22 protein-coding genes are annotated in these 25,418 nt (G+C 59.9%); 10 read left to right on the top strand and 12 right to left on the bottom strand.

The window, feature by feature from the left end:
* Positions 1 to 37: 37 nt before the first annotated feature.
* From M1L36_RS01410 to M1L36_RS01395, 4 genes are all read right to left on the bottom strand, one after another.
* A complete protein-coding gene (locus tag M1L36_RS01410; RefSeq protein ID WP_250871918.1) occupies positions 38 to 445 on the bottom strand; it encodes a DUF7344 domain-containing protein in 408 nt (135 codons plus the stop codon).
* A 94-nt stretch (positions 446 to 539) separates the two neighbouring features.
* Positions 540 to 1,205 carry a helix-turn-helix domain-containing protein gene (locus tag M1L36_RS01405; RefSeq protein ID WP_250871917.1) on the bottom strand — a complete coding sequence of 222 codons (666 nt, stop codon included), beginning with the start codon at positions 1,203 to 1,205 and terminating at the stop codon, positions 540 to 542.
* 339 nt (positions 1,206 to 1,544) lie between these two features.
* Entirely contained in the window at positions 1,545 to 2,024 is a 480-nt protein-coding gene (locus tag M1L36_RS01400) for a DUF5797 family protein (protein ID WP_250871916.1), read from the bottom strand.
* Positions 2,025 to 2,159: 135 nt separating this feature from the next.
* Positions 2,160 to 3,530 carry a geranylgeranyl reductase family protein gene (locus tag M1L36_RS01395; protein WP_250871915.1) on the bottom strand — a complete coding sequence of 457 codons (1,371 nt, stop codon included), beginning with the start codon at positions 3,528 to 3,530 and terminating at the stop codon, positions 2,160 to 2,162.
* Positions 3,531 to 3,637: 107 nt separating this feature from the next.
* On the opposite strand from M1L36_RS01395, the gene M1L36_RS01390 reads away from it, so the two are divergent.
* Positions 3,638 to 3,958 carry a 2Fe-2S iron-sulfur cluster-binding protein gene (locus tag M1L36_RS01390; RefSeq protein WP_250871914.1) on the top strand — a complete coding sequence of 107 codons (321 nt, stop codon included), beginning with the start codon at positions 3,638 to 3,640 and terminating at the stop codon, positions 3,956 to 3,958.
* Positions 3,959 to 4,108: 150 nt separating this feature from the next.
* On the opposite strand, the gene M1L36_RS01385 is transcribed toward M1L36_RS01390, so the two are convergent.
* Both M1L36_RS01385 and M1L36_RS01380 read right to left on the bottom strand, forming a co-directional pair.
* A complete protein-coding gene (locus tag M1L36_RS01385; protein WP_250871913.1) occupies positions 4,109 to 4,453 on the bottom strand; it encodes a hypothetical protein in 345 nt (114 codons plus the stop codon).
* A gap of 1,179 nt (positions 4,454 to 5,632) precedes the next feature.
* On the bottom strand, positions 5,633 to 6,010 hold the full coding sequence (locus M1L36_RS01380; protein WP_250871912.1) for a response regulator transcription factor: 378 nt from the start codon (positions 6,008 to 6,010) through the stop codon (positions 5,633 to 5,635).
* Positions 6,011 to 6,161: 151 nt separating this feature from the next.
* Between M1L36_RS01380 and M1L36_RS01375 the strand changes: the two genes are divergently transcribed.
* Positions 6,162 to 8,597, top strand: coding sequence for a PAS domain S-box protein (locus M1L36_RS01375; RefSeq protein WP_250871910.1), 2,436 nt, complete (start codon positions 6,162 to 6,164; stop codon positions 8,595 to 8,597).
* A 1,209-nt stretch (positions 8,598 to 9,806) separates the two neighbouring features.
* Here the strand turns inward: M1L36_RS01375 and M1L36_RS01370 are convergent.
* From M1L36_RS01370 to M1L36_RS01360, 3 genes are all read right to left on the bottom strand, one after another.
* Entirely contained in the window at positions 9,807 to 10,886 is a 1,080-nt protein-coding gene (locus M1L36_RS01370) for a M24 family metallopeptidase (protein WP_250871909.1), read from the bottom strand.
* Positions 10,887 to 11,013: 127 nt separating this feature from the next.
* Positions 11,014 to 11,991 carry a formylglycine-generating enzyme family protein gene (locus M1L36_RS01365; protein WP_250871908.1) on the bottom strand — a complete coding sequence of 326 codons (978 nt, stop codon included), beginning with the start codon at positions 11,989 to 11,991 and terminating at the stop codon, positions 11,014 to 11,016.
* Positions 11,992 to 12,018: 27 nt separating this feature from the next.
* The gene (locus M1L36_RS01360; protein WP_250871907.1) at positions 12,019 to 12,939 is read right to left on the bottom strand and encodes an SMP-30/gluconolactonase/LRE family protein; all 921 of its coding nucleotides are present in this window, start codon (positions 12,937 to 12,939) and stop codon (positions 12,019 to 12,021) included.
* 117 nt (positions 12,940 to 13,056) lie between these two features.
* Between M1L36_RS01360 and dgoD the strand changes: the two genes are divergently transcribed.
* From dgoD to M1L36_RS01340, 4 genes are all read left to right on the top strand, one after another.
* Positions 13,057 to 14,211 carry a galactonate dehydratase gene (dgoD, locus tag M1L36_RS01355; protein ID WP_250871906.1) on the top strand — a complete coding sequence of 385 codons (1,155 nt, stop codon included), beginning with the start codon at positions 13,057 to 13,059 and terminating at the stop codon, positions 14,209 to 14,211.
* A gap of 38 nt (positions 14,212 to 14,249) precedes the next feature.
* Positions 14,250 to 15,068, top strand: a complete 819-nt coding sequence (locus M1L36_RS01350) for an SDR family NAD(P)-dependent oxidoreductase (protein ID WP_369694207.1) — start codon at positions 14,250 to 14,252, stop codon at positions 15,066 to 15,068.
* Positions 15,069 to 15,104: 36 nt separating this feature from the next.
* Positions 15,105 to 16,559: a sulfatase family protein gene (locus M1L36_RS01345; protein ID WP_369694196.1), complete on the top strand. Its 1,455-nt coding sequence runs from the start codon at positions 15,105 to 15,107 to the stop codon at positions 16,557 to 16,559.
* A 100-nt stretch (positions 16,560 to 16,659) separates the two neighbouring features.
* Positions 16,660 to 17,127, top strand: a complete 468-nt coding sequence (locus tag M1L36_RS01340; protein WP_250871904.1) for a universal stress protein — start codon at positions 16,660 to 16,662, stop codon at positions 17,125 to 17,127.
* Between the two features lie 62 nt (positions 17,128 to 17,189).
* Here M1L36_RS01340 and M1L36_RS01335 read toward each other — a convergent pair whose 3' ends face one another.
* The gene (locus M1L36_RS01335; RefSeq protein WP_250871903.1) at positions 17,190 to 17,969 is read right to left on the bottom strand and encodes an SDR family NAD(P)-dependent oxidoreductase; all 780 of its coding nucleotides are present in this window, start codon (positions 17,967 to 17,969) and stop codon (positions 17,190 to 17,192) included.
* Positions 17,970 to 18,051: 82 nt separating this feature from the next.
* On the opposite strand from M1L36_RS01335, the gene M1L36_RS01330 reads away from it, so the two are divergent.
* Positions 18,052 to 19,641 carry a sulfatase family protein gene (locus M1L36_RS01330; RefSeq protein WP_369694195.1) on the top strand — a complete coding sequence of 530 codons (1,590 nt, stop codon included), beginning with the start codon at positions 18,052 to 18,054 and terminating at the stop codon, positions 19,639 to 19,641.
* A 23-nt stretch (positions 19,642 to 19,664) separates the two neighbouring features.
* Here the strand turns inward: M1L36_RS01330 and M1L36_RS01325 are convergent, their stop codons facing one another.
* On the bottom strand, positions 19,665 to 20,906 hold the full coding sequence (locus M1L36_RS01325) for a HEAT repeat domain-containing protein (protein WP_250871901.1): 1,242 nt from the start codon (positions 20,904 to 20,906) through the stop codon (positions 19,665 to 19,667).
* Between M1L36_RS01325 and M1L36_RS01320 the strand changes: the two genes are divergently transcribed.
* The 3 genes from M1L36_RS01320 to M1L36_RS01310 all read left to right on the top strand — a co-directional run bounded on the left by M1L36_RS01320 (position 20,905) and on the right by M1L36_RS01310 (position 25,084).
* On the top strand, positions 20,905 to 22,890 hold the full coding sequence (locus M1L36_RS01320) for an ABC transporter substrate-binding protein (protein ID WP_250871900.1): 1,986 nt from the start codon (positions 20,905 to 20,907) through the stop codon (positions 22,888 to 22,890). The genes M1L36_RS01325 and M1L36_RS01320 overlap by 2 nt on opposite strands.
* Before the next feature lie 206 nt (positions 22,891 to 23,096).
* Positions 23,097 to 24,107 (top strand): ABC transporter permease, encoded by a 1,011-nt coding sequence (locus tag M1L36_RS01315; RefSeq protein ID WP_250871899.1) that lies wholly within the window; start codon positions 23,097 to 23,099, stop codon positions 24,105 to 24,107.
* Positions 24,104 to 25,084 carry an ABC transporter permease gene (locus tag M1L36_RS01310; RefSeq protein ID WP_250871898.1) on the top strand — a complete coding sequence of 327 codons (981 nt, stop codon included), beginning with the start codon at positions 24,104 to 24,106 and terminating at the stop codon, positions 25,082 to 25,084. The genes M1L36_RS01315 and M1L36_RS01310 overlap by 4 nt, the downstream gene beginning before the upstream one ends.
* Positions 25,085 to 25,161: 77 nt before the next feature.
* On the opposite strand, the gene M1L36_RS01305 is transcribed toward M1L36_RS01310, so the two are convergent.
* Positions 25,162 to 25,377: a hypothetical protein gene (locus tag M1L36_RS01305; protein WP_250871897.1), complete on the bottom strand. Its 216-nt coding sequence runs from the start codon at positions 25,375 to 25,377 to the stop codon at positions 25,162 to 25,164.
* Positions 25,378 to 25,418: the final 41 nt, after the last annotated feature.

Below are 25,418 nucleotides of genomic sequence, written 5' to 3'. Positions count from 1 at the left end.
ACCGCGGCACCCAGCTATGAACGGCGGACCGTCCGTTTCAATCGCTCCGAACCGAGCGGGCGGGGAAGAGTTCCTCATCGGTCGCGTCGAGGTACGTCACCCCGGCCCGCCTGAGTCCTTCGACTCGGAAGCCCGCCTCGGTGAGTTCGACGGCGTCGGTCGACGGGTTCCGAATCAGCCCCGCTGCGGCCAACTTCGGGAGGTGGTGATGGACGAGTCCGATACGACACTCGTCGAAGGCGTCGTCGCTGATCCACTGGTACGCCGGGTCTCGCGTCAGTCGACCGGCAAGGTCGTGGACCGTCATCGGGTGATAGTGAGCGGTGAGGTCCCGGAGGACGGCTCGCCGCGTCGGATGGGTCAACACGTGGTGGACGGCGGTAAGTGTCGTCTCGGGGTCGTTTGATCGACTGTCGTTCAGGACTCGTGTATCGGTCGACACCATACACACGGATTCGCCGGCAGTGGGGTAGTTGTCACTCTCACTACCAACGGGCGTTAAACTCTTGGCGTCGACCGACGGCCTCGTCACGCGGCGACTATTTCCTGTCGGGATACTTCTGGGCCTCGAGTGCCCATTCGACGATGGTACTGAGTCCCCGACGCATCCGTTGGGAGGCCGCGTTCGAACTGATGCCGATGAGGGTGGCCACCTCGCCGAGTTCGATACCTCGGGGAACCTCGAAGTAGCCGTTGTCGTACGCCGTGGCGATGAGGTCGTACTGTTCGTCGGTGAGTCCGGACCCGTCGGTGTCTTGATCGGGAAGTGCAGGGTTGTACAGCGCGTCCAACTGTATCTGGACGTCGTTCTCCTGACAGCGCCGTCGGAAGTCCGCCAACTGGTCGCGGCTCTCGAACTGGAGGCGGAACTCCCAGTAGTCGGCCCCTCCTTCGGCGCGTAGCACCTCGGCGTTGCTCTCGATGAGTGGTTGGACGAGTGAGTCGATGGCGGCGTCCCAAACGACGTTGAACAGGTGTCGACCGTCCATGTCGGTGAGGAGGGTCACTTCGAGGGTCATCGGGTCGGCCAGCAAGGTCGTCTCGACGGCCTCGGGTGAGGCTACTTCGACCCAGAACAGCGGAATCACCCCCTCCCGGAGCGGAACGAGTCGTTCGAGTTCGATGTCGATGTCGGGGTACTCCTCGAAGAGTTCGCCGAGAGCGAACTGGTCGGCGGGAATCGTGATGTCGGTAATAACCACCATTGGCGGACGGACGAGCTACGAGGCGGTCACGCGTTGTCGTCGGGCTGGTCACTACCCCCTTCGATGCCGAGAGCAATAGTTATGTTCGACGAGCATCGTGACATACTGCTGTTACGAAGGATTGCGGCGAACTTCAGCTTCGGGAGTCACTGGACGTTCGGTCGGCGTTCTAGGGCCTCCACAGTCGGACGCCGTCGCCGTCCCTGAGCACACACGCTCCGAAACCTTCGCGCACCGATCGGCGGTCAACGACGACCGACGAGCCAACGGCTCGACTCGCTGTGACTGGAGGTATGACGGCTCGCGCTGCTGGCCGGTGTCCGGGAAACGACTCGCCGGTCAGTCGTCGGCGTCGAGTGGTTCGATGGCCAGTTCCTCCCGGTCGTTGGTGAGGCGGAACGTCGGCACGGTCTCCTGGACGACCTCGACGATGCCCTTGTCCTGGAGGCTCCGGAGTCCGGACCGGACCGCGTCGACGTCCGTCTCGATGCCCGTCGCCTCGACGTCGTGGAACACGCCGACGACGCTCTGTGGTTCCTCGTCGGGGCCCGCGAGCACCTCGGTGATGCGGACCTGGAGGTCGGGAACCCGGATGGCCTCGGCGTCGGTCTCGATGCCGAGCAGCGCGGCGGCCTCCTGAGTCGCACGGATGAGGCTGTTCTCGTCGCGGAAGTAGTACTGTTTCAGCTCCGATTCGAGGTACTGGTGGACCTCACTGCCGCTGTCCATCTCCCAGCGCTCCTGTAACTCCTTGTTCTTCGTGGGCTGGAGTTCGACGATGTCACGCAGGCGGTCTTGGGCGTCGTCGGAAAGGCTCACTGGGCGGGGTTACGGACAGGTGGTACATCGTCGTTGCGACTTTTTCGGCGTCGGTCGCCGACGGTCAGAATCGGGTGGCGACGTGTGCCATGTGTTGCGCTGCAGCGGCAGATGGGGGCGAACGGTAGGGAATACCTAGTACTTCGCTTCCGCGCCCGTCGTCGCGTAGATGTCGTCCATGATGCGGTCGCGGCGAATCTGCCAGCCGCGGAACTCGTGGGGGCTGTCGGGGTAGTTCTCGTAGTGGGCGAGCAGGCGGTCGGCGAGGCGTTTCGTCTTGTAGAAGTCGAACATCGTCCCCCAGTGGCCGCGGGACTTCCAGAGCGTCTTGACCGCGAGCGCGGGGTTGATGCTGGAACTCCCCGAGTAGAGCGCTTCCGAGAGCTGCTGTCCGGGGAGGGCAGCGATGAGGCTCATCAGGTCGTCGAGGTCGTAGGCCGTCGCGAAGATGTTGTAGATGTCGAGTGCGGCGTAGCGCCCGCCGAAGTGGTCCATCACGCGCTCGTTGTACCGCCAGAGGCGCTCCTCGCTGTGGTCGTCGTGCTCGATTGCTTCGAGGGCCTGCTCGGCGGCGTACTGACCGGCGTAGGCCGCACCGGCGATGCCGCCACCCGAGATGGGGTTGACGTGGGCGGCGGCGTCGCCGGCGGCGATGAACCCCGGCGCGGTCGCCGAGTCGTAGGTCCGGCGTGTCGGCAGGGCAGCGCCGAGTTTGTCCGTGACGGTGGCGTTCTCGAACTCCGGGCGCTGTTGGAGGTCCTCGCGGAGGTCGCCGACGAGCTTCATCGGCTCTTCGTTCATCTGGAAGCCGAGACCGACGTTGATCTCGGTGGGCGTCCGCGGGAAGTACCAGAGGTAGCCCGCCGAGCGCTTGGTGGGTTTGAACACGAGCGCGTCGGACCACTCGACGGGCTCGTCGACTTCGACGATCTCGCGGTACGCCGAGGCGAACTGCGAGTACCGGACGTTCTTGTCGAACGTGCTGTTCGAGAGGTCGGCCTTGTCCTGGAGGATGGAGAGCGACCCCGCACCGTCGATGACGACCTCGGAGTCGTAGGTGACGTGGTCGCCCTTGCGGATGCCCTCGACGCCGGTGACGCGGCCGTCGTCGGCCTGGGTGACGTCGCGGACGACGGTGTCGTAGTGGAACTCGACGCCGGCGTCGTCGGCCCCTTCGATGAGCAGGCGGCCGTACTCCCAGCGGTCGATGACGGCGAGTTCACCGGGGATGGGGATGTCGAGGACGACGTCCTCGGCCGGAATCTCGAACTGGCCGTGGTCGACGTCCGTGTTGGTGAACGCCGGTTCGATCTGGGATTTGGGGATGGCGCTCGGGAAGTTCGCCGCGCCCTTCAGCGCGTCCCCGCAGGCGATGTGACCCGCCTCCTCGGCCGTCTTTCGTTCGACGATGACGACGCTGTGGCCAGCGTTGGCGATCGTCGCGGCGGCGTAACAGCCCGCGGTCCCCGCGCCGACGACGGTAACGTCGTACTCGTGGGTGGTCATGTCCCTCACTGACCGTCCCGCGGCAAAACGGTTACTGATATCCGCGCCGGGAGAACGGTCACCGGAGTCCAACAAGAGTTTTGACGGGCTTCGTCCAAGCGAAGGGCATGACCGAGTACACCGTGGAGTTCGTCGGCACCGGCGAGACCATCTCCTGTTCGGACAAACAGACCATCCTGAGTCGCTGCATCGAGGAGGGTATCGCTCAGGAGTACTCCTGTCGCGTCGGGATGTGTCTGGCGTGTTCGGCCGAGATCGTCGAGGGAGAGGTCGAACAGCAGGTCGCGACCGCCCGCGGCCTCACCGAAGAGGAGGGCGAGCGGTTCGCGCTGACGTGCATGGCGCGGCCGGCCTCGGACCTGAAACTCGACCGCGGGAAGTACCCCCCGAGCATCGAAGGCGACGCCGCCGCGGCCGCCGACGACTGACGCCGAACGTCGCAGGTCGGCGTGCTGGCGAGGACGGTGTCGAAGACGAGAGAGAGAGAGCGCGAGTGAGACCCGCGTGGGGGGTCTGCCTACTCGCGACGATTCGACCCACCGGAGACGTGCCGTGACGTCTCCGTCACAGAGTGCCGATTACTTGGCCTTCACGTTCATCGCACAGCGGTTCTCGTTCTCGATGTACCGTCCGTCGTAGTAGAGACCGATTATCTTCTTCGGGTCGTCGACCTCGTAGCAGTAGACGGATTTCCACTCCCTGACGGCGGGATCGTTCCGGTTCGAGGACGCCGTGATACGCACCTTCTTCGTCTCTCGGCCGGTCCAGACGACGGCCTTCACTCCTCTCTTGTTCACACAGACCTGGCTGCAGCCGTAGAAGTTGTATCTGAGTTTGCTCTGTCCTGCGCTCGCGATACCGGCGGTCCCCGCGACGACCATCGTCCCCGCACCGATTCCTCGCAGCACGCGCCGTCTGTTCATCGTACGCTCCTCCGTGGACGCCTGGTGGTGCTCGTTCGTCGTCATAGTTGCTGCCCACGTTGGGCACAGCACCTGTCAACCCAGAATCTATTAGTTAGTCGGCGAGGGGCCAAGAGCGGATGCGTGGATACCCTCATCTGCAGTTGTGAGAGTCCTGTGGCCCGGACAGCGGCGTTCGGTGTCGACGCGGGGTGCGTACCCAGTCTGCACTCCATAGTGGCCGGAAACGAACACAGAGCGGTGTAACAGACGATTTATCGCCGAAATGGAGTGCAGACCGACTCGGCGTGTCGAGTCGGGCAGTCGCGCGAGGGAGAGTGGTGCCAGTCCGTGTGTCGCTCGTCGAGGACCCCCGAGAGGAGAAAGCGGTGCCCGGCTGGTGGCCGTCCTGAGGGTCCTCGTCGAGAGAACCGATCGCGTGCCTCTGACAGTGTGCCGGCGTTCGCTCGTACCGGGTGGGATTCTATTATCGTACTGCCAACGGCTGTTGGGCTACCAAGTCGGGGTCTCGAGAAACAGGCTGGGTGCCTCGGGGCGTCGCCTGAGGCGGTTCGCGGGGCAACATGGATTACCACCACCACGTCTGGTCTTTGACAGTCTTTGCTCTCAGAAACAGCACCGTTCCGAGTACCCAACAGAAAGAGACAGTGCTGAGACTCAACGCAAGGATAATACTTCCAGTACCGAGGAGGTGAGTTGTCGATGATGGGATATCAACTCCAGCGATGAAATACGGTGAGTCGTGAGTGGGTTGCGTTGTGAGTGCGCCGGCGCTCAGTAGGGCTGTCGCGATGAAGATCGGTAAGAGGGACCAGTTAGTCCAGCGAGCGTCTAGCGTCGTTGTTCGGGTCGTTTGATAGAGAAAGAAGGTTGACCCAATGGCGCCGCCTAATGCACCGATAGTAATCGCCTGAAGCGCGAGGGGGCCCATGCCACTGCATTACAGTAGTTAATTAAATACATTGTGTCTCAGCGACAATTTTTGTTCGTGGTTTCACCGAGGAAATTTTCCACAGCGAGGACCGAGGGCTTTGAGGTACGACCGCAGAGTCATATATTCTCTGACATAACGGCAAACAATCCATTCATTACTCCAATACATTAGTCTGACTTTTCTCCATCAATCGTACAGATGGTAAGACAAGTCGTATTCGTTAGAGGTTAGCGGAACATGGCGATTCAGGTTCGGCGAGCAGCCTCTCGAATGCGCGAGACGAGTTCGGTTGGTGAGAACGGTTTGTCCATGTAGACGGTCGCACCGGGGTGACGTTCTTCGAGTGGCTCCTCACCACGTCCCATGGATGTAAGCATAATCACTGGAAGGTCATCGAATCGGTCGTCATCACGAATGCGATTGAGTACCTCATCACCGTTCATCTGCGGCATCATCAGATCCAACAGAACGAGATCTGGTTGCTCGTCAGGGTGGTCGTTGAGGAACTCCCACCCCTCCAATCCATCAAAAGCCGCGTGAACGGTCGTTTCTGGTTCGAGTTTATGCCGAACGATCTGATGAATCTGTTCGTCATCGTCCACAATGAGTACAGTGCCTACCATCGGATACTCTCCTAGGGAGTACTCATCGGTGTTCAGACCAATAATCTTCGCTTGTAGTGTGGCAATCAGGTTTCATAATTGAATAGAATTCTGTGTTGGTTGATTGCCAAGTGACAGGCTTATCTTGATGCTCTGTAAGGCTCAGGTGACAATGGCAATTGAGGGAGGGAAAGGGCGGCTTCGCCTGGGGGTGGTTACAAGTGAACACGACACGGCCAACACGGTGCGTGCGGCCTTTGAGCAAGGGGGAAAGGGAAAACGCGTCGAGATTAGAGCCGATGAGCGAATCACAACCGACGTCGGCTGCGTCATTGTCGACGTTGCTTCTCACGTAGATAGTGACCGAATTTCGAGTCTCACGGGCTCTGAGGAGGTACCGCCAGTCGTGGCGCTCACCGATGGGACCGTTGACGAGACAAAGCTCGTTAACGCGGGAGTCACCGACATCATTCCAACAGCACACTTCGAAGAACACGGGTCGATGGTTGCCCGACGTCTGGAGACGTATGCCACCGCTCACCAGCATGCTCAATCGGAAGGCCAACGAAGCGCAACGAACGGTACCAGTCGTTCGCATCCCGAAAACATCTCTGAGTTGCTGGCCGATACGGCCTCAGAACTGAAACGAGACCGGGAGTTTCTGTACTCATTTCACGATATAATACTAGCACCAGAAGCAACGTTCGATGAGCAAGTATCGTCACTACTCGAGTTGTGTTGTGAGGTGCTCGGGTTTGATTCAGGGCTCCTCTCGCGAGTCAGCGACAATGACTACGAGATTCGCGCGAGCCATGCCCTCGGAGAGCACATCGCTGTGGGCGATGTCTTCGATCTCGAGGAAACCTATTGTAAGCGCGTCGTTGAGTCCGCGAGTGTCGAGTGGTTCTTAGACGCCTCTGAAACAGCACCAGATCATGCGACCTATCGGGAACTCACCCAGGAGTCATTTCTAGGCATTCCAGTCTGGGTTGGGAGCGATCTCTATGGGACGCTCTGTCTGGTAAGTGATACCGGCCGCGAAAAACCCCCCAGTGGTCCTGAGCTCACGTTGGTGAATCTCGTTGCCGACTGGGTCGGCAATGAACTGCTCAGGAAACAACGGCAGCGGGAGTTGAAGACGATGACAAACCGTATCAGTTCGCTTATCGACGCAACACCTCTCGCGATTATCGCAGTCGACAGGCAGCGAGTGGTCACCGAGTGGAACACTGGGGCAGAAGAGATGTTCGGCTATCTTGCTTCGGAAGTCATCGGGGAGCGATACCCGCTTGTTCCTGATGAGAAGCTGGATCGTTCAGAGCGAATACTCGAACGCTCACTCGACGGAGAGTGTCTCAGTGGAGTCACGATCGCTCGGGAGACGAAAGACGGCGAGATACGCAATATACGCCTTTCGACCATCCCGATTCGCGAAGCGGATGGGTCTATCGATGAGGTGTACGCCATCATGGATGACGTCACCGAGCGCTGGCGATTCGAAGAGAAGCTCAAAGCCCTCCAGATGACGACCCGGCGGCTGAGTCTGGCTGCAGATGCAGAGGAGATCATCCAACTGACCGTTAATGCCGCGACAGATGTTCTCGGCCACCCGTTGACGGCGTTTTGGCAATACGAGAAGTCGGCAGACAAACTGCAGCCGACAGTCAGTAGCGTGGCTGCACAACAACAAGTTCCGAGACTTCCGACGTTTGAACCCGGAGATGGCAGGTTGTGGGACGTGTTCGCTGAGAGCGGTTACATACTCTATGAGGATCTGAGCACCGTCGACGACCGCTATGAGGGTATTCGGTCGGGGCTTGCCGTCGCCGTTGGAGAGTATGGCGTTCTCGGCACCGGGACGCCAGTAGCCAGTGAGTACGATGAGCAAGATCTTGAACTCGTCCAGATACTCACGTCGGCAACCGAAGCTGCGCTCATCCGTGCCGACCGCGAACAGCACCTCCGTGAGACTAACGAGCGCCTTGATGAATTCGCGAGCGTCGTTGCCCATGACTTACGAACGCCACTGACCGCAGCGGTCGCCTATACCGATATCGCTCACGAGACAGGCGCCGACAAGCACTTCGAGGAGATCGAAGCTGCACACTCCCGGATGTCAACGCTGATTGAAGACCTCCTAACGCTTGCTCGAAACACAGACCGAACAATCGATCAGGAGACGGTCTCACTCGATACCCTCATCGAAGATGCGTGGACAGGACTCTCGACAGGTGGTGAAACACTCGATGCCGACTCACTCGGGACGATAACGTGTGACCGAAGTCAACTTCGACGTGTGTTCGAGAACCTGTTCCGAAATGCACTCGAACACGGTCGTGCAGAGACGATTACTGTCGAGCGATTAGCCGATGGGGGATTCGCGGTCAGTGACGATGGGCGTGGCTTCGGTAAATCGCCCCCAGAGGGACTCTTCAAGCGAGGCCATCTCTCTTCGAACGGTGGCATCGGATTCGGATTGACCATCGTCAATGACATCGTCGCCGCTCATGGTTGGTCGGTCGAAGCAATGACGGCAACCAATGGGGGAGCCCGCTTCGAAGTCCATTGTGAGCCGAGCGATTCCGGCGATAGCGTGACCGGAAACTAACATACGCCGAATCAGTCCACGAGTAAATCAGGTTGCGGAAGTGCAAGGAGTAAGCCCTATCCCTCAGTGCGAGAGTTCGTCGGTTTCCCTATCTGTGTCTAGAGATTGTCGACCCGCAATCGAGGCATTCGAGACGATCAACGTGAGCAAAGACCTGAAGCGGAGAGTGACTACACTCAGGGCACCGGGAGGGGTTTTCTTCCATATGAGTACACATATACGGGTGTTTCACAACTAGCCATTGTTATACTTGGCGACAAGTACAATTTTCATATAATAACTGATTAGAAATCAATTCGTCTAATTGAATGGAACTGTAAGATAGCCAGGTGGGAAGCCAGGTTCGTGAGACGTTTCTTACTCCGGAGAAATAAGTGAATCTTCAATTAGAGAAGCCTTTAGGCCCATAAACACGCTACGAAGTAAAACTACAAAATTATAACAAAATCTGGCTATTTGTAAGGGTCATCGCACATCTGCCGCCATTGAGGGAGTTTAAAAGAGATTTCTGTACCTATTTGCTCATATTTATAATATAATGCCGCTTTTGAGAAAAGTGTATTCGGAGATTTGGAAGTGAAAATAACGCTGCAAGAGAGTGATGTATGTGACGGCCCACTCTCAAGAAATCTGTTGATAGCAGGGAGGGCTTCAAATTCCTGTTTCACTGACGAAAGGGCCACTGCTCGAGGAAAATGCTCCAGACAGCGGTATACGAGGTCACGCTGACGCTAATTCACACAAGGGAGTTCACAGCTGGTGGGGAGGTTGACCTCGTATACAACCAATCAAACGGGCGACATTATAAATAGATTGTGTCAAATGTCACAATTGCAGAGTGTACTCTTCGCGTTTCGCCACACCATTTCTTTGCCACAGGCTCGCCGCCCTCGGGACACCCATTCACAATGAGGAAACGTACGCGTCTATTCTCGCTGTGATGTTCCTGACAGTGAACGGCCTATAACAAAAGTACGCGTGTTAGGCGGTGGTCCTCGCTATTTCGACCTAGACACGCTGTATCCGTTTCTCATACGTGAACGCACGCAACTAAAGCGGTTATTCGAATGTCATTTGATTCTCGGAGAGAAGGCCGCACTCGGCCGGTTGCCGGAATTCCCACAGTAGGAAAACCACGCCGAAGATCAGGTGGCCACTGTTCTCCAGAGTCTCCTGCCAACCCCTTGTTTTCATTCAGGGAGTGAGCCCTTATTGGTAGAGAATTGCTGGCCGTTCAAGCGTCAACGCATCGTTGACGCTCGTCACCGACTGAATCGGCCATTCCTGAGAAGGGGTGAGTGGTTCGACTGTGTCTGCTGTGACAAGCGCGGTCCCCTCGCTTTTCGCTCCTTGGACTGTCGGGTTGTACGCGTATCCCATCGGGAGAGTGACTGGTGCGACGTGGTGTGGTGAGGCAATCCATTCGCGACCCGCGAACCCTGCGGCACCACCTTGGTGATGATGTCGCCACTCCTCCTCGAAACCGACGGCAGCATAGGCGTCCTGAATCGCCTCAAACACGTCACCTGCCGCCCCTCCTGCACGTCCGTTCGATTGCGTCGCCGCCAACGCACTCACCTCAACCTGAGCTGCCGCAGCGTGGCGTTCGCCAAGCCACGACGGAGGGTCAAACGCCACGGTCCGAGTCATGCTTATAGCCATACCATCACGCACCGCCGTCACCGATGCAATAGCGTATCCATCGACAGGCGTCGTCGATGGTGTAAAGTGGCGATACGCTTGAGCGCGGTCCTCACCGCCAACGAGCGCGACTGGCACGCGACAACCCTGTTGCTCAAGGACATATCGAAGCTCAGTGGCCGCTTCGTGTTCTGTCGTCGACGGTGTGAGTTCTCGAACGACAGACTCCACAGCAGCCGCTGTGTCCTTTCCGAGCGATCGATAGGTCTCGATATCATTCGGTGTGAGGGGCTGTCGAAGTGGGGAGGCGTCGACCGACTCGAATCCCTGCACATCGAAGTCAGCTGCCGCAGGCTGTGGAGAGACCCCCGCGACAGCGGCTGATAGCGATGAGGCATGCCAGTCGAACGTCTCAATGGTGACGTCGTCGTCTATTTCCTCATCGCGGAGTCGCTGGGCCTCGATGTTGTTGGTCACGACCGTGACGGAATCACCATCATATCCAGCTGCGCCGATGCCGACCGAGTTTGCCCGGCTGACAACGTTGCTCCCGCCGGTTAGCCAAGTGAAGTTGTTCGGCTGGCCGAACCAGACTGCGGCAAGGTCATTCGCGTCGAGATACGCGTCGAGACGGTCATGTCGATGCATGGTTCGACCGAATGACCTGCGCCACTGTAGCTATCGGGGGTCATCCAAGCGAGAGTCATCCAAGATCGTGAGCGCGACGTGAGGTTGCTCCGACACTCCAACAGCCACGTTGTCGTCAGTAGTGCCGTCAGTCGGCCGAGTTGACGTCACGCGCACAGCGAAAGCCGAGATTGCCCGTCGAGCTGTCGGCCGTGTTCTGCGAGCGGGCTGCGACTCGATAGCGATTACAGTACGAGTCGTGACAGAGATACGACCCACCACGCATCACACGAGCCGTCCCATCCGGTGGCCCGGTTGGGTTCATCTGGTCTGCCGCAGGTGTCCTATGGTAAGTCGGGCTGAACCAGTCCGCACACCACTCCCAGACGTTCCCTATTGTGTTCGAGAGTCCGTAGCCATTCGGTGAGTACGCGTCGACAGGAGCGGTACCGCGATAGCCGTCTGCAGCCGTGTTCTCCTCTGGAAACGTCCCCTGCCAAATGTTACAGCGGTGTTCCCCCTCAGGTTTGAGGTCTTCACCCCAAGGGAAACGCGCTCCCACGAGACCACCACGAGCGGCATACTCCCATTCCGCTTCTGTGAGCAGTCGTTTCCCGGCCCATGAGCAATACGCCCGTGCGTCGTTGTGCGAGACATGGACGACGGGGTGGTCAAGTCGGTCTCTGAGGACATTCGATCCCGGCCCCTCGGGGGCAAGCCATGTCGCTCCCTTAACGGCCACCCACCAAGGTGTCTCAGTGACCGTGTCGAGGACGTAATCCGGTTCGGTGTTGTCGACGAATCCCCTGAAGACGAACGACCATCCGTATCGCTCTGCGTCAGTCGTATACCCTGTTTCATCGACGAAGCGGAAGAACTCCGCGTTCGTCACGGCACAGCGGTCGATAAGGAACGGGGCGACCGTCACCTCACGGAGTGGTCCCTCACCGTCCTCCGGATGGGCCTCATTTCCGTCACTGCCCATCGTGAACGTCCCCCCGGATAGTCTGACCATCCCAGTCGAGGTTGTCACTTCGCCCGTCTCAGTACTGCAGGAGTCATCGGGTGGTAACTCGGCATCGCAGTCACGTCCGGGGGTACAACAGGCCTCACGGTCGGATGCCATCTCGCCTGATGCTATGGCCGAGTCGAGTTAACTCTGTGGCGACCCGGTTGCTGACTCCCCCGGAGACAAGGCAGACCGAAACGGTGGCCGGCCCGCGACCGGTGCGTCAAGCCGAAATAGGGCCCCTGCGCCGTCGCCTTCGGTTGCTCGATTATCGCCTCCGGCAGTGGTGATATAGAGGTCCGTGTACGATGGCCCGCCGAACGTGACGCTGGAGACCTTCTGGGCAGGAAGTTCGACTCGTTGGTCTTCCCGACCCACAGGGGTATACCGAATCAAACAGCCGCCATTCCATCGCGCCGACCAGACCCCACCCTCGACATCCACCGCCAACCCGTCAGGGACGCCCTCCCCCTCGGGGACCTCGACGAACGTCTCGCAGTCGGACAGTTCTCCTGTCGATATATCGTATGCGTAGCGGTAGATCGTCCGTTCGTCCGAGACGGTGAGGTACATCGCCGTGCCCTCGGGGGTGAGATCCATCCCATTCGGAATCGCCAACCCAGTCTCCACCCGGTGAACCTCAGGTGTATGAGCAGAGGTGGTCGACGCGTTGAGTCGGTACAGACTACCAAGGCGGGCTTTGGTCGGCATCGTCCCAGCGAACACTCGACCCTGTGGGTCGGGAAAAACATCGTTGAACCGGCTATCGCCCTCCTCAGGGAGCGATTCGATCAGCGTCGTCGTCTCGCCGCCGACCCAGCGGGTGACCCGCCCTTTGGCCCCGAACAACACGAGTGCGCCATCTTGCTCGACGGTGACGCCTCCGATAGGCGCTCGCTGGTCGACGAGCCGATGGGTGTCTGTCTCTGGGTCGTACCGAAAGAGGTCACCGGCAGGAATGTCGACCCAGTAGAGACATTCCTCATCGGGATGCCACAGTGGACCTTCGCCGGTCGCACAGCGTGTATCTGCGACGCGGGTTGGAACGGGCTGATCCGTCGTCATAGCGTGCCTCGCGTCTGCGAGGGTGATAAGCCGTTCCCAAGAAGCCAGTTCAGTTCGAGCGACTGACGCTGGACACAAAGCGTTAATAGCACACCGTCGATTGGTGCTTCGTAGCATATGTCGAAAATCGTTGACTACGAACTGTTCGAGGTCCCCCCACGCTGGTTGTTCCTCCGGGTCGAGACGAGCGATGGTCTCGTTGGTTGGGGTGAACCAGTCATCGAGGGTCGCTCGAAGACGGTCCGGACGGCCGTCGAGGAGCTAATGAACAACTACCTGCTGGGCGAGGACCCACACCATATCGAGGACCACTGGCAGCGGATGTACCGCGGCGGGTTCTATCGCGGTGGGCCGATTCTCATGAGTGCTATTGCCGGCATCGATCAGGCGCTGTGGGACCTGAAGGGCAAGCACTTCGAAACTCCGGTGTACGACCTGCTTGGCGGGCGAGCACGAGACCGTGTCCGTGTCTATCAGTGGATTGGGGGCGACCGGCCCGCTGAGGTCGGCGAGGCTGCCCGCGAAAAGGTTGATGAGGGGTTCACCGCGCTGAAGATGAATGCGACCTCCGAGATGCGCTCGGTCGATACACCACAGAGTGTCACAGATGCGGCCGACCGCATCGCGTCGGTCCGGAAGGCCGTTGGACCAGAAATCGACATCGGCGTCGACTTCCACGGCCGGGTCGCCAAACCGATGGCCAAACGCCTGGCGAGTGCACTCGAACCGTACGACCCATTCTTCATCGAAGAACCAGTGTTACCCGAGCAAAACGAGTCACTGCCAGATATCGCCGCACACACCTCGATTCCCATCGCGACCGGTGAGCGGATGTTCTCCCGCTGGGACTTCAAGCAGATCTTCAACGATGGTGCGGTCGACATCATCCAGCCGGACCTCTCACACGCCGGCGGCATCACGGAGGTGAAAAAAATCGCCAGCATGGCCGAAGCGTACGACGTCGCACTCGCCCCGCACTGTCCGCTTGGGCCCATTGCACTGGCGGCTTGCGTTCAGGTCGACGCCTGCTCGCACAACGCGCTTATCCAGGAACAGAGCCTCAACATCCACTACAACAAGGGTGGTGACGTGCTCGATTATCTCGCCGACCCGAACGTGTTCACGTACGAGGAGGGATACGTCGACCTCCCGACCGACCCCGGCCTAGGTATCGAGATGAACGTCGATTACATCCGTGAGCAGGCAGAGCGCGAAGTCGACTGGCACAACCCCGTCTGGCGTCACGATGACGGTAGCGTCGCGGAGTGGTGAGGATGCCGGATAACACACCCACCGATGCCGACCGACTCATGACCCCGCGGACGACCGATCCGACAGCAAACGCCGTCACTGGCCGGTTTGACCAGAAGACTGTGCTTGTCACTGGGAGCACGAGAGGAATCGGGGCAGGCGTCGCAAAGCGATTCGCCGCCGAAGGTGCAAACGTCGTCGTCACGGGCCGCTCAGAGGAACCAGGCGCGGCCGTGGTTGACGACATCCGAGAGGCAGGGGGGGTCGCTCGGTTCGTCCGAGCGGACATGCGCGACCCCGATGACATCGAGGCGCTTGTCACGGCCACCGTCGAGGAGTACGGAAGCCTCGACGTGCTGGTAAACAATGCTGGTGTCCAGACCGAGACCACCGCACAGGACGCGACGATGGATGACTGGGCGTTCGTCCTCGAGACAGATTTCCGCTCGTTCTGGCTCTGTGCGAAACACGCCGTCGAACACATGCAGGAGGGTGCAAGCGTGCTCAACATGTCTTCGAATCACGCCCTACTGACGATGCCCGGTATCTTCCCGTACAATGCGGTCAAGGCAGGCATCAACGGCATGACGCGGGCGATGGCGCTCGACTTCAGCCCACACGGAATTCGTGTCAACACCATCAACCCCGGCTGGGTTGAGATTGCTCGCACTCGCGAGGAGTTGGCCGATGTCGACCGTGACCGTATCGAGGCGATGCACCCAACGGGGAGAATTGGCACGCCTGCAGACGTTGCCGGCGTAGCAGCATTTCTCGCCAGCGACGATGCCGCTTTCATCACGGGAGCAAATCTCGTCGTCGACGGCGGGCGAAGTGTCGTGATGCAAGACGAGGACTACCTTGCATACCGTGAGCAGTAGTAAGCCACCAGACGTCGTCACACCGCCTCTCTGGAGGTGTCGACAGTGACAGACCGACCGAACATCCTCTGGGTGTGTACTGACCAACAACGATGGGACACGCTGGGCTGTTATGGCAACGAGTTCGTCGAGACGCCAACGCTTGACTCACTCGCCGAGTCGGGGATGCAGTTCACCCGCGCGTTCGCACAGTCACCCGTTTGCTCACCGAGTCGGGCGAGCTTCCTCACGGGCCGGTATCCGCGAACGACGGGGGTCCGTGGGAACGGTCACCCGATTCCCGACCGTGAAACCCCAGTCACGCGGTCGTTCGCTGACGCGGGGTACACGTGCGGACTGGCAGGGAAACTTCACCTTTCGCCGTGTAGTCCGACCCGTCCCGAGGGGTCGATGCCTGAACGACGCATCGATGACGGGTACGCGGAGTTCAACTGGGCGCACGGGAGTCGTTACGTCCACCTCACGAACGAGTACCGGCGGTGGCTGCGAGCGGAGGGAGTCGAGTACGACCCAACGCCAGTCGACAGCTCGGCGTACGTCACAACCTCTGTCGCGCCCGAGCACTCACAGACGATGTGGTGTGCCGACCAAGCAGTCGACTTCATCGAGGCGACAGCGGAGGGTGACGACCCCTGGCTGTTCTCGCTCAACCCGTATGACCCCCATCACCCGTTCGACCCGCCAGCGGCGTACCTCGACCGGTATCTCGACCGGCTGGACGATATCCCGCTCCCGAACTACGAGCCGGGCGAACTCACCGAGAAACCCGCAATCCAGGCCGTCTGTCACGAGGGGGCGTACGCCAACGAGGAGATGTGGCCGGCAAGCGAGATGGACGACGACGACCACCGCCTCCTGCGTGCGGCCTACTGGGCGATGTGTGATTTACTCGATGACGCGGTTGAGCGGGTGCTGTCAGCACTTGAGCGGACCGGCCAGCGTGAGGATACCATCGTTGTGTTCACCAGCGACCACGGTGAGCAACTTGGTGACCACGGTATCTACCTCAAGGGCCCGTTCTTCTATGAGGAGGCGCTGCGCGTCCCGCTCGTCATCTCGTGGCCCGACACGTATGTCAGTGCTGAGACCGACACACTGGTCGAACTCGTCGACCTCGCGCCGACGCTCTGTGAGGCGGCTGGCATCGACCCACCGAACCGAATGCAGGGGCGGTCGCTCCACGGGGCGCTCGTCGGTGAGGAGTCATTTGAGGACCACCGGGAGTCCGTCTACGCCGAAGCGTACGACCTCACCCACTGGGCCTCCGACGTTCGGGCGACGATGGTCCGGACAGACCAGTACAAGCTAGTCCGCCACCACGGCCCGAATCGGGCTGGCGAACTGTACGACCTCTCATCGGACATCGATGAGACGGTCAACCACTGGAACGACCCCGCGTACAATGACGTGCAGACGGACCTCCTCACAACCCTCAGCGACCGGATGGCCGAGACGGTCGACCCACACCCCGAACGAGTAGCTCCGTGGTGAGCTGTCGGTCGAACCATCGCATCAAACGCTGATACGATTCGTTCGTGAGGCAATCACAGACACGCTTATCACCATCGCCCAATTCAGTCGGGACCAGTCCATGCAGCGAGCACTCGTCGTCGCCGACTCATCAGAGGCAAGTCACGACCTCGTCCGAGAGGCTGGAGAACTGGCCGCAGGGGTCGATGCCAGCCTACTCGTGCTGGCGACACTCAGCAAAGACGGATACGAACGCGACCAAGAGATTCTCGACACCATCGCGTCGAGCGAACGGACGACTTACCAGGCCGACTCTATCAAGGATCACGCCCAGACCATCGCCCGGAACGTCGCTACCGAGGAACTCACCGATATCGACGTCGACTACGAGACACGCGGCGTCGTCCTCGACGGTCGGGGGCGGGGGACGGTCGTCGTCGAGGAGGCAGAGACTGCAGACTGTGATCACGTGTTCATCGCCGGGGTCAGACGATCACCGACAGGAAAAGCCGTCTTTGGCGATACGACCCAATCCGTCATCCTCAACTTTGACGGCCGGACCACGGTTGCAATGGCCGATGACTGTTAGCGAGTACACACTACGCCAGGGCACTACTGGGGGTGTCGACGTACCCAATTCGATATCGAATCTCAGTCGTCGTAACGGTGTTTCCAGCTGTCGATGGGCTGTTGACCGCCGTCGACTCGAAGCTCGTGGCCGTTGACGTAGTCGCTCGCTGGCGCACAAAGGAAGTGGACCGCCTCTGCAATCTCTTCTGAGCTCGCGAACCGATCCAACGGGTTGAGATTCAGAATCTGTTCGCGTGTCTCTGCGTCGAAATCTGCAGTCATTCGTGTCTCGGTCCACCCAGGGGCAACGGCATTGACGCGAATCCCGTCACGTCCGAGTTCGAGCGCGAGCGTCTTCGTCAGCCCGACAAGCGAGTACTTCGTCACGTCGTATTGCGGGGACATGCCGACGCCGTTTTTCGTATGAATCGAGGTGACGTTGACAACCTTTCCATACCCTTGGTCGAGCATCCCGTCGAGGACGTGTTTGGTGCAGTAGATCGACCCCCAGAGGTGAACGCCGAGTTGGAGGTTCCAGAAGGTGTCGTCCGGCTTGTTCTTGAATCGGTCACCCCGGCCGATACCGGCGTTGTTCACGAGGAGGTCGATAGTTCCGAGCGCGTCGGTCCCCGTCTCGACCATCGCCTGGACAGCCGCCTCATCGGAGATGTCCGCGGAAACGGCGACGGCGTCGCCACCTGCTGACATAATCTCATCGACAGTCTCCTCGGCTGGCCCCTCATCGAGGTCGTTGACGACGACGCTGGCTCCGTTCTCGGCGAGCATCTGAGCGATTTCGCGACCGTTTCCACGGCCGGCACCCGTCACGAGCGCCGTCCGTCCTGATAGGTCAGTCCGCATGCTGGGATAGTTTGGGCGAACCGACAAGCAACTTTAGGTTGGGGAAGGTGTCTCCGTCGACCAACACTCCGCCGCGGCGTTTATGAGATGTCGCCGAGAGCGAGGAGGTATGCGCGTGTTAGTTGTGGACATCGACTCGCTCCGTCCCGATCATCTCGGCTGTTATGGCTATGACCGGGACACCGCTCCGACTGTCGACGCCATCGCCGACGACGGCGTCCGGTTCGATCGCTGTTTCGTCTCGGACTCGCCGTGTCTCCCTTCGCGAACGGCACTCGCGACATGCCGGCATGGTATCGAAACTGGCGTCGTGACACACTTTGGCGAGGGCCAGTGGTACGACAATCCCGGAAGTGGCCACGATCCAGATCCCGAGCGTCCCCTGAGCTTCCAGCACCTCGCCCAAAACGGCGTTCGAACGGCGTCTGTCAGCAGTTTCACCCAGCGCCATATGGCGTATCACTTCAGTGCGGGCTTTCAGGAGGCGATTCAGCCAACCGCAGAGACGGGGTTGCTCGCCGTCGAGGATGGCGCGGACGTGACTGACGCCGCGCTAACGTGGCTTGATAGCCACGCCACAGATGACGATTGGCTCCTGCACGTCAACTTCTGGGACGTCCACCACCCCTACCAGGGGATCGAGGAGTACGTCGAACCTGTCCGTGAGTCAGGGGAGGCCGCACAGTGGCCAGACGATGACGCGATCGCATCTCAGCGTGGCGTCACGGGCACCAGAACGGCCGACCTCTGGCCAAATCCAGCGGAGTACGACGCCGAGTGGTACGAGGAGAAATACAGCGAGTGGCCGATGCCCGAACGGTTTGAGGAGCGAGCTGACGCCGAGCACGTCATCGACGGTTACGACGCAGCCATCCGGAAAGTCGACGCCGAGGTGCAACGACTCCTCGACGCGCTGGAGACAACCGGGGTTCGCGAGGAGACGGCGATCATCGTGACCGGTGATCACGGCGAGGCGCTGGGTGAACACGGCATCTACGCCGAACACGCGATGCCACACCCGCCGTGTCAGCGCGTGCCGCTCATCGTTTCGTGGCCGGGCGTCACCGATGCCCGCGCGGGCGAGTCGACTGACGGCTACGTCTATCAGTTCGACCTGATGGCGACACTCTGTGACCTGTTCGATATCGAAGTTCCCGCCGGCTGGGACGCTGACTCGTTCCAGCCCGCACTGACCGAGGCAGAGTTCGATGGCCGGGAGTTCCTCGTCAGCGGCCATGGCATCTACACGTTCGGGCGAGCGCTGTATCACGACGATGACGTCTACATCCGACTGTACCACCCCGGTGTGTTCTCGCTGCCCGGCGAGTACAACGACCCCGACCTCCCGAATGACGGATTGGAACTTCTCCACGACATGCAGGCGGACCCGCACCTCACGACCAATCGTATCGCCGAGGACACCGACCGAGCCACAGAAATGCGTGCGATGCTCGACCGATGGCTCGCCGACCGAATGGGTGACGACTGGACCGACACCCCCCAGGCATCTCGGGGTCGCGACCCGCTTGTCCAGATGGCGGGTGAGGGACCGTATCTCTACGTCGACCCGGACGCGCTGGTCGGCCTCTATGAACGACTCGACCGGCCGGACCCACAGGTTAGCCGACTCGAATGGTCACTCGACACCTACCTACGCGACGAGTCGAACTGACCCGGCCGGATACGATGGGGTGATTACCCGTCGGCGAGCGAATCACGGACATCACCGGCGAGTATCCGGAGTTCGGAAACGGGGTCCTCGGACTCAATCGTCCGAAGTGGCTCCAGGGAGTCGACACCGATGAACCGTAGCGTCCACAGCGCCTGTCCGCGAACCCCTGCGTCGTCATCTCCCAGTAGGTCAACAACAGTATCACGGCCGGGTCGAACCGCTGATGGCCGTTCTTCAGCAACGTACGCGAGCAATCCAACCATCGCCCGTCGCTCCTCGGAGTCCGCTCTTGGCACTGCCGCGAGCAGCGAGTCGATATGTGGCACAACGGCATCCGCGACAGCCTCAGGGTTGTCCTCGGCGAGATACGCCAGGGCAGTCGCAGCGTGTGGTCGGGTCCGCTCGTCATCGAGCACAGCCGCAAGCGTCTCTGCTTGCCCGCAGAGGGCAGTAGGGTCCTCTGCTCCGAGGATGGCGAGCGACTCGGCGATGTGGGCACCGACCCCGGCGTCTGCGTTGCTGAGCGCAGCGGCGATGGTATCACTGGAGGTGGTGAGTCGTGCTGGCACTTCGGTGGCGAGGATGACGAGCGTCGACGCAAGCGCGGTCCCAGTCGAGGCGTGGTGAACGAGGACGTCCTGGCGTTCGCGTTCGAGTTCCTCATCGGCATCTGGGCCATTGGAGAGGTGTGGCTGCTCGGTGGCGCTCGTCGCGCGTAGAACGCCAAGCAGGCGGTCTGTGTCCTCGACAAGCTGTTCTGGCACCACCTCCGAGAGCTGGCGGAGGACGACCGCTGCATGGGCACGGGTCTCATCGTCGTGTTCGGCAGCATCACACAGCGCATCGAGCGTGGCCTGCCGTGCTGGCGTCACGCTAGTAGGGGCGTGCGAAGCGACGCGGGCGAGCGCTCGAAGAGCATTGCGTCGAACCATCGGGTCACCCCCCTCGACTCGACCGATGAGGTATGGAACAGCCGTACGCACCTGATCGGGGTGGGCCGCTGCAACATCGGCAAGCGCGCTCGTTACCATCGACTCGACGACGGCGTCCTCACTCGCAGTCTGCTGCAGGCGATCTACGAATGGGACGACGTGGTCAGGGTTGACCTCCGCGACGGCGGCCACCCCGGTTGCGGCCTCCCGTTGTTTCTTCATCGCTCCCCCGTCCAGAGCGTCGATGCCGAGCTCGACTGCCGATGCGTCGGCGTCTCCTGGGTTGTCGCGAAGGCGTGAGATTACATCATCACCATCGGGTGACCCGGTCATGACCATCGATTGCGAGTGGAAGGTGATAAGTGACGTCTTGGACCCGCTGGGTGATGGTACCAAACCAATCGTAATCATCGTAAGCTTAATTATTCTCAACATGGCATGTGTGGTCATGCCCCGTAAGGAGACTGGGGAGTCTGCGCGTCGTGATATCATCTCACGTCGGAGACTCTTAGCTAGTGGTGCAACGACCGTTGCCGTCGGGCTCGCTGGGTGTTCAGAAGATTCCAACCCCGGTGATTCCAACGAATCCAACGGTGATGGCACTGGAAACGGCGATGGAAACGGCGGTGGCGGCGGTGGCGGCGGGGGTGGGACCAGCGGTCCAATCGTAGACGAGGCGTTCACTACGTTCAGTAATGCAGACCCCGGTAACTCCCACTACAACTTCTACAACCCGGCGAAGTACGCTGGGGCACTCAACAACCTCATCCACAATCAGCTGTGGCGCTACAACGGGAAGACGGGTGAATGGCACGACCGTATCGGACAAGAGCTCTCGAGTGACGGCAAATCGGCGTCGTTCACGGTCAACTCCGATTACAAGTGGAGAGATGGGAAGTCCGTCACGGCGACGGACATTGAGAAACAGCTCACCCTTGAGCAGTATATTGACTATCCGATTTGGTCGTTCATCGACGAGGTCAACGCACCTGACGACCAGACCATCGAACTCACGCTGAAAGACAGCTACGACATCGGCGTCCTTCACGAGATCGTCAATCGGTTCATCGTTGTCAAGCGTGGGAGTGAGTACGACAACTGGCTCACCAAGTTCGAGGACGCAGGCGGTAAGAGCGGGCGAGAACAGGTCAAGAAGGATTTCCAGACGTGGACGTACGCGAAAGACTCGAACGATCCGGTGTCGAACGGCCCGTATAAGGTCGGACAGGCCGGTTCGGGACGGTTCATGCTCGAGCGAAACGAGAACTTCCCGTATAAGACCAACATCCCGAACTACGAGCTTCGCCACACCACCTCAGACCAGCAAATCTGGCAGCTGGCGACCTCGGATAAACTCGACGGTGCTGGTATCTTCGCCGCTCCATCGGACATCCAAAACGAATTCCCAAGTCACCTCAAGCAGCTGACGCTCCCGGCGTTCAGCATCTACTCGCCGATGTGGCAGTACGATAGCCCGATTTGGGGCAAGCGGGAGGCGCGCCAGGCCTTCGCGTTCCTCATCGACCGGAAGCTGGTTGACCAGAACATCAACCCACGACACGAAACGCTCGACCGGGTTACGGGCTATACGAAGAGCATCGCCGACCAGGTGCTTGATGATGGCTTCCTGGGCAAGCTGACGAACTACGGCGTCGAGTCGAAACCCGAGAAGGCAGCCGAGAAGTTCCGAGAGGCAGGCTTCTCGAAAGACGGCGGGCAGTGGATGACCGAAGACGGCAACAAGGTCAAGCTGCAGTGGATGGGTCCGTCGTTCCCCGGTTCGATTGGCTTTGCCGAGACGCTGGGGCAGGTGCTTCCCGACTTCGGCATCGAGTTCGAGAAGGTCATTCTGGCCGCGCCACAGTGGATTAGTCGCCGTCAGAAGGGTAACTTCGACCTCACGTTCAACAACCTCGGTGGCGGCCCCCACCCGTATTTCTTCGCGAACACGACGCTTCAGTCGACGCGAAGCGCATTCGGCAACCCACCCCGTGAAACGGTCGAACTTCCGCCCGTTGGCAAACCCGACGGCCAGCCTCAGGAGATGGACCTCACGCAAATCGTCCAGGATATCACGACGGCGACTGACGAGCAGGCGCTTTCGGAGGCGGCCAAGAAGTACAGTTGGTACTTCAACCAGGAGCTTCCGGACAACCCGCTGACTGAGTCGGCATACCCGACGTACGTCTCGACCGACGCGTGGCAGATACCGTCTGTCGACGACGACATCATGTTCATCCGGTCGCCGTACCAGCAACTCCTGCGCGAGACTGACGGCGATTCCGACCAAGCATTGATTCAGGGCAAGCCGAAATAACCGCCACTCGAACTCCGTTTTTCACCATCCTGAGTGGCTGCTGTCCGACGAGAAAACCACGACACGCAGACGTCACGGCAAGATGTATATACCATTGAGACAAACCGACGTTCTATGGTAGGTGCTCACACCCCGGTCCAGCCGGAGAGCGGTCGGACCGGTATCCCTCATTGGGACACAGCACGAACGCCGACTGGGGGGCGTCGATGAACTGGCAATGGGTTACGAAGCGAGTGTTGCAGGCTCTCTTCACCATCTATCTCGTCATCAGCTTCACGTTCGTCCTCATTCGGCAGTTGCCGGGCGGCCCGGCGGATTACATCCGTGCACAACTCATCGGGTCGGGCACGCTTTCGGCCCAAGAGCGCGAACGACTCGATTCACTCGTCCAGACGTACGTCAACATCAACCCGGACAAGCCACTTCACGAGCAGTACATCGAGTATATGGCCTCAACCCTGCAGGCCGACCTCGGCCAGTCTGTGTGGCATAACGAACCCGTAATCGACCTCATCGCAGAGGCACTGCCCTGGACGCTGTTCGTCATGATGACGGCGATCTTGCTGTCGTTCTCGTTGGGGATTACCTTCGGCGCTCTGATGGCCTACACGGAAGGTTCGCGGTTCGACATGGGGCTCAGTACGACGTTGAGTCTCTTCAACTCCATCCCGTACTACATCGTGGGCATCCTGGCGGTGTACATCCTGGCCTACCAGTACGGCTGGTTCCCGACCAGTGGCCACCACAGTTATTCAGTGACTCCGGGGTTCAACATCGACTTCATCGTCGACATCTTCTACCACGCGGCGTTGCCGGTGTTATCAATCGTCGTCACCGGAGCCGGTGGCCGGGCACTGGGCATGCGTGGAAACAGCGTCCGCGTCATGGGTGAAGACTACATCCGTGTCGCCGAGCTTCGGGGACTCTCCTCGCGACGAATCGCCCTGCACTACGTCGGCCGTAACGCTATCCTCCCGATGTACACCAACTTCATGATCGCCATTGGCTTCCTGTTCGGTGGAGCGGTCATTCTCGAACAGATATTTGCCTACCGAGGAGTTGGATTGCTTCTCTTCGAATCTATCGGGACGCGCGATTACCCGCTGATGATGGGGTCGTTCCTCGTCATCACGATCGCTGTTGTGTTGGCGATTCTCATCGCTGACCTCACCTACGGGAAGCTTGACCCGCGTATCTCGGCTGGAGGTGCACGATGAGTTCACCAGAGCGTGACGTCAACTCGACGTCACCGTTCAACACGGTCGCCGACATCGAGGCGACGCGTTCAGACCGATATCGACGACTGTTTAAATCGAACGTCGTCGCTCCATTGCGTATCCTCATCACGGACCCACGCGGTGCCTTCGGGCTGGCAACGTTGCTCACCTACGTCCTCGCGGGGACCATTGGCGTCTGGCTCATCCCTTACCCGGAGAACAGTTCGACTATCCTCATGGGTGCGTTCGAGAGCACCGAACACATCCTCGGGACGAACCGCTACGGTGCGGACCTGTTCGGCCTCATCGTTCATGCCACGCCCGCGATGTTGAAGATGATCGCTGGCGGTGCGGTGTTCACCATCATTATCGCCACCGCTGTCGGAACGCTGTCAGGGTACAAGGGTGGCCGCACTGACGGGCTGTTGATGTTGATTACAGACTCCGTCATCGCCATTCCTGGGCTGCCGCTCATCATCGTTCTCGGGGTCATCGTCCAACCGACCAATCCGTTTGTCGTTGGTATCCTAATCAGCATTCCGCGGTGGGCAGGGCTCGCCCGTGCGATTCGCTCGGAGGTGCTGAGCCTACGTGAGCAGTCGTTCGTCGAAGCCTCGCGTATCAACGGCCTCTCAACGCCCACTGTCATCCGCCGTGAGCTGGTTCCAAACCTGATGCCGTTCATCACCATCAACTTCGTCAACGCGTCACGTGGGGTCATCTTCGGCTCCGTGGCGCTGTACTTCCTGTTCATCCTCCCCGAGCCTGATTTCCTGAATTGGGGGGTCATGATGAACCGAGCGTACAGTTCAACCGGCGCGCTCTACACGTGGGAGACTGCCCACTGGCTCATCTTCCCGATGATTGCCATCATTTGGCTGTCGTTCGGCCTCATCATGCTTGGGCAGGCCGCCGACCGCATCTTCAACCCACGACTGCGGGCGCGTCACGCACAGCCCGACGAAGTCAACGACTGAGCAGGTCGACGAAACTGGTTTTCTCTCGACGGTCGTTCTTTCGATAGCGTTTCTGTCGGGCTACACCGGTACGTTCGCTATCGGCGCTGGCACTGGTATCGAATCATGCCGAACAGTGCCAGCGTCACCACAGCCATGACGATAGTGAGGATCGCGGCGACGAACGTACCGCTTGAGCGGTCGAGAAATGGTAGTGTCGCCAGTGAAAGAAGCCCGATGACGAATGCAAGGATTGCGAGCGGACGCCAGATGTCTGCCAGCCCACAAACGGTGTCCCAGAACTCCTCGTTCATCGGCGGCTCCCCTGGTGGAATCTGTCTTCCACCACAGCTCC

It is taken from the genome of Halomarina rubra, from assembly GCF_023699475.1.
Lineage (GTDB): Archaea > Halobacteriota > Halobacteria > Halobacteriales > Haloarculaceae > Halomarina > Halomarina rubra.
The sequence above is the reverse complement of the archived record's forward strand: the minus strand, read 5'-3'. Positions and strand labels throughout refer to the sequence as shown.

Bases quoted from the DNA above. Each gene is read 5' to 3' on its own strand.
- M1L36_RS01375 (WP_250871910.1), top strand. From the start codon at position 6,162: ATGGCAATTGAGGGAGGGAAAGGGCGGCTTCGCCTGGGGGTGGTTACA.
- M1L36_RS01335 (WP_250871903.1), bottom strand. From the start codon at position 17,969: ATGCGGACTGACCTATCAGGACGGACGGCGCTCGTGACGGGTGCCGGC.
- M1L36_RS01305 (WP_250871897.1), bottom strand. From the start codon at position 25,377: ATGAACGAGGAGTTCTGGGACACCGTTTGTGGGCTGGCAGACATCTGG.
- M1L36_RS01405 (WP_250871917.1), bottom strand. From the start codon at position 1,205: ATGGTGGTTATTACCGACATCACGATTCCCGCCGACCAGTTCGCTCTC.
- M1L36_RS01395 (WP_250871915.1), bottom strand. From the start codon at position 3,530: ATGACCACCCACGAGTACGACGTTACCGTCGTCGGCGCGGGGACCGCG.
- M1L36_RS01325 (WP_250871901.1), bottom strand. From the start codon at position 20,906: ATGACCGGGTCACCCGATGGTGATGATGTAATCTCACGCCTTCGCGAC.
- M1L36_RS01385 (WP_250871913.1), bottom strand. From the start codon at position 4,453: ATGAACAGACGGCGCGTGCTGCGAGGAATCGGTGCGGGGACGATGGTC.
- M1L36_RS01315 (WP_250871899.1), top strand. From the start codon at position 23,097: ATGAACTGGCAATGGGTTACGAAGCGAGTGTTGCAGGCTCTCTTCACC.
- M1L36_RS01310 (WP_250871898.1), top strand. From the start codon at position 24,104: ATGAGTTCACCAGAGCGTGACGTCAACTCGACGTCACCGTTCAACACG.
- M1L36_RS01365 (WP_250871908.1), bottom strand. From the start codon at position 11,991: ATGGCATCCGACCGTGAGGCCTGTTGTACCCCCGGACGTGACTGCGAT.
- M1L36_RS01410 (WP_250871918.1), bottom strand. From the start codon at position 445: ATGGTGTCGACCGATACACGAGTCCTGAACGACAGTCGATCAAACGAC.
- dgoD (WP_250871906.1), top strand. From the start codon at position 13,057: ATGTCGAAAATCGTTGACTACGAACTGTTCGAGGTCCCCCCACGCTGG.
- M1L36_RS01370 (WP_250871909.1), bottom strand. From the start codon at position 10,886: ATGCATCGACATGACCGTCTCGACGCGTATCTCGACGCGAATGACCTT.
- M1L36_RS01360 (WP_250871907.1), bottom strand. From the start codon at position 12,939: ATGACGACGGATCAGCCCGTTCCAACCCGCGTCGCAGATACACGCTGT.
- M1L36_RS01320 (WP_250871900.1), top strand. From the start codon at position 20,905: ATGACCATCGATTGCGAGTGGAAGGTGATAAGTGACGTCTTGGACCCG.
- M1L36_RS01330 (WP_369694195.1), top strand. From the start codon at position 18,052: ATGAGATGTCGCCGAGAGCGAGGAGGTATGCGCGTGTTAGTTGTGGAC.
- M1L36_RS01380 (WP_250871912.1), bottom strand. From the start codon at position 6,010: ATGGTAGGCACTGTACTCATTGTGGACGATGACGAACAGATTCATCAG.
- M1L36_RS01390 (WP_250871914.1), top strand. From the start codon at position 3,638: ATGACCGAGTACACCGTGGAGTTCGTCGGCACCGGCGAGACCATCTCC.
- M1L36_RS01340 (WP_250871904.1), top strand. From the start codon at position 16,660: ATGCAGCGAGCACTCGTCGTCGCCGACTCATCAGAGGCAAGTCACGAC.
- M1L36_RS01350 (WP_369694207.1), top strand. From the start codon at position 14,250: ATGACCCCGCGGACGACCGATCCGACAGCAAACGCCGTCACTGGCCGG.